5 protein-coding genes are annotated in these 4,152 nt (G+C 62.8%); 2 read left to right on the top strand and 3 right to left on the bottom strand.

Annotation, left to right across the window (positions count from 1 at the left end):
* The first annotated feature begins 44 nt into the window (after positions 1-44).
* Positions 45-839 (top strand): SDR family NAD(P)-dependent oxidoreductase, encoded by a 795-nt coding sequence (locus A2J03_RS07595; protein ID WP_068371619.1) that lies wholly within the window; start codon positions 45-47, stop codon positions 837-839.
* Between the two features lie 77 nt (positions 840-916).
* Here A2J03_RS07595 and fabG read toward each other — a convergent pair whose 3' ends face one another.
* From fabG to A2J03_RS07580, 3 genes are all read right to left on the bottom strand, one after another.
* Complete coding sequence (gene fabG, locus A2J03_RS07590; RefSeq protein WP_068371616.1) at positions 917-1,675, bottom strand: 3-oxoacyl-ACP reductase FabG; 759 nt, start codon at positions 1,673-1,675, stop codon at positions 917-919.
* Positions 1,676-1,741: 66 nt separating this feature from the next.
* Positions 1,742-2,476, bottom strand: coding sequence for a lysophospholipid acyltransferase family protein (locus tag A2J03_RS07585; protein WP_068371613.1), 735 nt, complete (start codon positions 2,474-2,476; stop codon positions 1,742-1,744).
* A gap of 13 nt (positions 2,477-2,489) precedes the next feature.
* On the bottom strand, positions 2,490-3,425 hold the full coding sequence (locus A2J03_RS07580; protein WP_068371603.1) for a lysophospholipid acyltransferase family protein: 936 nt from the start codon (positions 3,423-3,425) through the stop codon (positions 2,490-2,492).
* 111 nt (positions 3,426-3,536) lie between these two features.
* On the opposite strand from A2J03_RS07580, the gene A2J03_RS07575 reads away from it, so the two are divergent.
* Positions 3,537-4,152 (top strand): GntP family permease (locus A2J03_RS07575; protein ID WP_197480658.1); only part of this gene is annotated, 616 nt, incomplete at its 3' end.

Raw genomic sequence — 4,152 nt, 5'->3', positions numbered from 1 at the left:
TTCAGGCACACTGGAGTCACATCCGACGGAGCAGGGAGAGGCTCATGAACATCGATCTGAACGGCCGCACAGCACTCGTATCCGGCTCGACGCAAGGCATCGGGCTCGCCATCGCGACGCAGCTCGCGCGGTCCGGTGCGCGGGTTGTGGTCAACGGTCGCTCGCAGTCCACCGTCGACAAAGCCGAAGAGCACCTGGTCGATACCATTCCTGGCGCTCGGATCATCGGGGTCGCGGCCGATCTTGCCACCGCCGAGGGCGTCGAGCGACTGACCGAGCGGGTACCCGTCGTCGACATTCTCGTGAACAACCTCGGCATTTTCGGCTCAGCACCGGCACTGGAAATCGACGACGACGAGTGGCGTCGGTACTTCGAGGTGAACGTCCTCTCGGCCATCAGACTGATCCGCACCTATTTGCCCGGAATGATCGAAAACGGTTGGGGTCGAATCCAGAACATCTGCAGCGACTCCGCGGTGGTTATCCCCGAGGAGATGATTCACTACGGGATGACCAAGACCGCACTGCTCGCGGTCACGCGCGGGTTCGCGAAAGCTGCAGCGCGAACCGGTGTCACGGTCAACTCGGTCATCGTCGGCCCGACGCACACCGGGGGCGTCGAGGACTTCGTCGCAGAACTCGTCGGCGACGATCTTCCGTGGGACGAGGCGCAGGCGAAGTTCATGAAGGAGAACCGCCCACAGTCGCTCATCGGCAGACTCATCGAACCCGAAGAGGTAGGCAACATGATCGTGTACCTGAGCTCGGATCAGGCGTCCGCGACGACGGGTGGCGCCCTGCGGGTCGACGGCGGATACGTGGACTCGATCCTGCCCTGAACTCCCCGCGTCTGCCACAACGGAGCATGGGTAGTCACCGTCGAAACGTGACTACCCATGCCCGAGGCGGAGCAGTATCAATCCTTCGGGCCACCCGCGGCGTAGACGACCTGGCCTGAGATGAAGCCCGCACCCTCGCTGACGAAGAACGACGCGAGATGCGCGATGTCATCCGGATTTCCGACGCGATTGACCGGAATCTGCGACGCTGCAGCAGCTTTGAAGTCCTCGAACGGCACGCCGACACGCTCCGCGGTGGCGGCAGTCATCTCGGTCTCGATGAACCCCGGGGCGATCGCATTGGCCGTCACGCCGAACTTGCCGAGTTCGATGGCGAGAGTCTTCGTGAATCCCTGCATGCCCGCCTTGGCCGCCGAGTAGTTCGCCTGCCCGCGGTTTCCGAGAGCCGACGTGCTCGACAAGTTGACGATCCGACCCCACTTGGCGTCGATCATGTGCTTCTGCACCGCGCGGGTCATCAGGAACGAGCCGCGCAGATGCACGCCGAGCACGGAATCCCAATCCTGGACGGTCATCTTGAACAGCAGGTTGTCTCGCGTGATTCCCGCGTTGTTGATCAGCACGGTCGGTGCACCGAATTCGGACGCGATACGGTCGACCGCCGTCTGCACCGATTCCTCGTCGGCCACGTTCGCGCCGATTGCGACGGCCTGACCGCCGGCAGACTTGATGGCGTCGACGGTATCGGCACATGCGGCTTCGTCGAGGTCGACGACGGCGACACCGAATCCGTCCTTGGCCAGTCGTTTGGCTACGGCGGCGCCGATTCCTCGTGCGCTTCCGGTCACTACGGCGGTCTTCACTGCATCACTCACGTGTGTCTCCTGAAGTTGCGAAATACGGGAACCTCTTGATCTGTTCTACCAACACCGAGCTACCGCTCAGTAGGCGGCCACTGCACCGTCGAGCGCTTTCTGCATTCCGTCCGCCACGGTGCGGACAATGTGGAGCGGCTTGTCCGGCAATTCGGTGATCGGTTGATCGATGTAGACGCTTGCGGACTTCAGGTTCTGCGAAGGACCGTAACTCAAGCCCATACAGATCAGAACCGGCTCGACGCCGAGCTTGCGAATCCGTGCAGCGATGTGGCCGATGCCGCTACCGACATGTTGAATCTGCGTCGGATCGACCAGGTTGCACGTACCTTCCGGGAACACTGCAAGATCGTCCCCGCGTCGGACACGTTCCGCGCTGACATCCATCATCCTGTTGCCCGCTGCGCTGACCGCGCGCATCCCGTGGTTCTTGCCGCGGAAGACCGGGATGCCGCCCATCATGTCGATTCGCTTGCGCTGCTTGGGCTCCTGGAACAACTCGTCCTTGGCCAACACTCGCGTCCTACCGATCGCCGGACGCAAGGGGCTGGCCCACGCTGCCGCAGCGACGGTGTAGGGGTCTGTCTCGGAGACGTGATTGACGGCGATGATCAGTCGGGTGTCGTCGTAGACCAGCCTGCGGATTTCCTCGCGCGCACCTTCGGAATAGCTCACCCGCGGCTTGAACCGCCGGGCAAGGGCCGCATAGGCCAGCCTCGCGACCTGTCGGTTCTGCTGATGACGCAGGTAGAAGTCGTAAACGGTCTCGTCGTTCTCCAGAATTACCGCGGGTCGATCCATGAGTCGAGCTTAGCTACCCGAAGATAGGAAACCGTCGCTTCCTGGCCAGGTCGTCCATCCCGCTTTGAATCTGTCGCCGAACCTCTTCGTATTTCGCTTCGATGTAGTCCTCGTCCTCGCACAGCGAGGGATCGTGATCGACGCTGACGTGCGGCATGAATCGCGTGCGGATCTTGGCCGGCAGCGGTATCTGCGGCAGTGCGGCGGGCGAGATGATCCAGGGCAGCGACAACGCGATCGGGAACACTTTGAGTCGTGCGATTCGGTCGAGCCTCAACACCCTCGCCAGCGTGTCCCCGCGGACGAGCACCGGCATCGCATCGGCACCACCGACGGTCGCGACCGGCACGATCGGAACACCCATCCGGATAGCAAGTTTGACGAATCCCGTCCTTCCGGCGAGCGTGGCAACGTCGCGTTCACTCCACGGCCGTAGCGAGTCGACCTCACCTCCCGGCCAGACGATGACGTCCCGACCCTCTGCCAACGCCGTCGACATCGAATCCGGCGCCGCGGGCAACACCCCCATCGACCTGAACACCTTCCCGATGACGGGAAAAGCCATCAACGCATCGTGCGCTGTTCCGTGCAGCGTGCGTGACGCTCCGAAACGACGCCACCACTGTGCACCGACGGTCCATGCGTCCCACACGAACGGCGCACCGGAATGGACCCCGACTACGAGTACCGGCGGATCGGGAATGTTCTCCCACCCGTCGATCTCCATACGGAACCACCGGTCCGTGACAACACTCCAGAAGCGAGCCTGTTTGTCCATCGCAGCAGTGTTCTGGTCGTCCAGACTCCAGTCCCCCGCGCGCTCGGCAACGTATCCCCCCAATCCCCCATCTTGCTGCTCGCGACGATGCTTCATCTTCACTCTGGCCGCTGCGGCCTGTCGCTGAGCTTGCTCCTGCAGTTCGGCGCTTCGGTGATCTGCATCACTCATACGAGGCACGGTACTCGCGCGGTCAAGGCCGTGAGATCGACGCAGTGGAACCCCACGCGACCATGCATATGTCCGATAGGGTCGAAATCTCCTGCAATGAACGAGGTACTCATGGATCCGATCGAACCGGCATACGGAACGACGGCACTACTCTTGATCGCTGCAGCAGCGGTTGCCGTACTGCTGTTTCTCATCATGAAGGTCAAACTGCACGCGTTCGTCTCACTCGTCCTCGTCAGTGCTGTCACTGCCGTCGCAGCCGGCATTCCGCTGGCGGAGGTGCCGGACGCGCTGCTGTCGAGCTTCAGCTCCACCCTCGGATCGGTGGCACTGTTGGTGGCCCTGGGGGTGATGGTCGGGCGACTGCTCGAAATCACCGGTGGCGCACAAGTATTGGCCGACACCCTGATCAACCGGTTCGGCGCCAAACGAGCTCCATTGGCTCTCGGCGTCGCCGCTCTCATCTTCGGTTTCCCCATCTTCTTCGACGCCGGCCTCGTGGTCTTCCTTCCCATCATCTACACCGTCGCGCGTCGCTTCGGCGGGTCGATCCTGCTCTATGCACTCCCCACCGCGGGCGCGTTCGCCGCTATGCACGCGATCGTCCCGCCACACCCCGGCCCGGTCGCCGCAACAGAACTGCTGGGCGGTGACATCGGTACGGTTCTGCTCGTCGGTGTCCCGGTGGCCGTCGTGTCGTGGTTCGTCGGCTCCTACCTCGTGGGTA

The sequence above is a fragment of the Rhodococcus sp. EPR-157 genome (assembly GCF_001647195.1).
Taxonomy (GTDB): domain Bacteria; phylum Actinomycetota; class Actinomycetes; order Mycobacteriales; family Mycobacteriaceae; genus Rhodococcoides.
This window is presented reverse-complemented; position numbering and strand designations above follow the sequence as displayed.

Coding starts and splice junctions, on each gene's coding strand:
- A2J03_RS07595 (WP_068371619.1), top strand. CDS start 45: ATGAACATCGATCTGAACGGCCGCACAGCACTCGTATCCGGCTCGACG.
- A2J03_RS07585 (WP_068371613.1), bottom strand. CDS start 2,476: ATGGATCGACCCGCGGTAATTCTGGAGAACGACGAGACCGTTTACGAC.
- A2J03_RS07580 (WP_068371603.1), bottom strand. CDS start 3,425: ATGAGTGATGCAGATCACCGAAGCGCCGAACTGCAGGAGCAAGCTCAG.